The organism is Sphingobium sp. DC-2, from assembly GCF_000722555.1.
GTDB classification, from domain to species: domain Bacteria; phylum Pseudomonadota; class Alphaproteobacteria; order Sphingomonadales; family Sphingomonadaceae; genus Sphingobium; species Sphingobium quisquiliarum.
Genome location: NZ_JNAC01000154.1, coordinates 1 through 1,160, shown reverse-complemented (window position 1 = coordinate 1,160; position 1,160 = coordinate 1). Strand labels below are relative to the sequence as shown.

Below are 1,160 nucleotides of genomic sequence, written 5' to 3'. Positions count from 1 at the left end.
GAGATCGAGGCGGCAATCGCCAAGCGGGAAAGCGAGGTGGACGAGGACGATCACGACTATGACGACGAGTTGCGCGCCCTGACCCGCAAACAGGACGCTATCGTATCGGCTTGCCGCGTTTTCACCGCCGAGCAGAAGGCCGAGCACTCGCTTATCGTCTTCATCGGCCATGACGGTATCGAACAGGTCGCGTTCACCCGCACCGCCAAGGGCACCGCCGCCGATGGCCCCAAGCCTCCTCGCCCCGACTACTCGCAGAAAGTCATGGATCAGCTGGGCGGCATCCGCACGATGGCGGTTCGGGAAGCCCTTGCCAGCGACCCGGAGCTGGCGCTGGACGTGCTCTTAACGGGCCTCTTGGGGCAGGTTCGCGGCAACGCTTATTCGTGGCAACAAGCCGCCGAAATCACCGCCGAGAAGAACCGCTTCCATGTTGACGATGCGGTCATGGGCCATTCCACGATTGCCGACATTGACGAGATCGCAAGGGCCGATCTTGACCGCTTGGCCGAAACACCCACGCTGGACGACATGCGCCAGATGGACAGCGAAGCGAAATTGCGGCTGCTGGCCTACTGCGTTGCCTCGCAGATCACGAGCCTTTCGTTCCACAGCGACCGCGACCGCCAGCTGGCGCAGATCGTCGGAGCCGCGCAGATCAACATGGCCGACAAGTGGGAACCTAATCAGGTATTCTATGACCAGCTTAGCAAGGCCACGCTCTTGAAGCTGCTGGCCGAAGGTTGCGGCAACGACGCCGCAGAGAATTGCCAGACCATGAAGCGCTCTGATCTTGCCGTGACGGTCAACGAGCGCCTTGCGGGGCGGCGCATCCTGCCCCCCGCCCTTCGACCCTCTGCCTTGCCCGATGCCGCCGATAGCGAAAGCCAAGCGGCATGACGGCACGGGGAGCGCGCTTCACTCCCGCGCTCCCCGCAAACTTGGGGGCGGTGGCAGCTGCCACCGCCCGGCCTTTGCGATTAGCGAATGCGCCTGTTGAGGAAGAAAATCCCGATGGGTGCGACGAACAGCACAAAATCATGCAAGCCGCCGCCAAAATGAGCGGCCAGGGCCGCGCGCTTCGTAGTCTGTCAGCTGCCACATAGGATCGAGCGGCCCAGGGCCGCGCTCCGTCAGTGGTGGCAGCTGCCACCGGGGGA

The 1,160-nt window shown here is 63.4% G+C and carries 1 pseudogene; it reads left to right on the top strand.

Annotated elements, in window-relative coordinates:
- Window positions 1–900, top strand: a pseudogene (locus ET21_RS28080) (plasmid stabilization protein); the annotation flags it as partial.
- Between the last annotated feature and the right edge of the window lie 260 nt (window positions 901–1,160).